General features: G+C 53.4%; 1 rRNA gene. It reads right to left on the bottom strand.

Annotation, left to right across the window (positions count from 1 at the left end):
- A 16S ribosomal RNA gene (locus ACQCT5_RS23055) occupies positions 1-234 on the bottom strand; the annotation flags it as partial.

The following is a 234-nucleotide window of genomic DNA, read 5'->3' as shown; positions in this document are numbered from 1 at the left end:
CCCTCTCAGGTCGGCTACGCATCGTCGCCTTGGTGAGCCGTTACCTCACCAACTAGCTAATGCGCCGCGGGCCCATCCTTAAGTGATAGCCGAAACCATCTTTCAACAAGGAACCAGGAGGTTCCTTATATTATCCGGTATTAGCTCCGGTTTCCCGAAGTTATCCCAGTCTCAAGGGCAGGTTGCCCACGTGTTACTCACCCGTCCGCCGCTGACTTACAAAAGCAAGCTTTT

It is taken from the genome of Sutcliffiella halmapala, from assembly GCF_050107295.1.
Classification (GTDB): Bacteria; Bacillota; Bacilli; order Bacillales; family Bacillaceae_I; genus Sutcliffiella_A; species Sutcliffiella_A halmapala_A.
The sequence above is the reverse complement of the archived record's forward strand: the minus strand, read 5'-3'. Positions and strand labels throughout refer to the sequence as shown.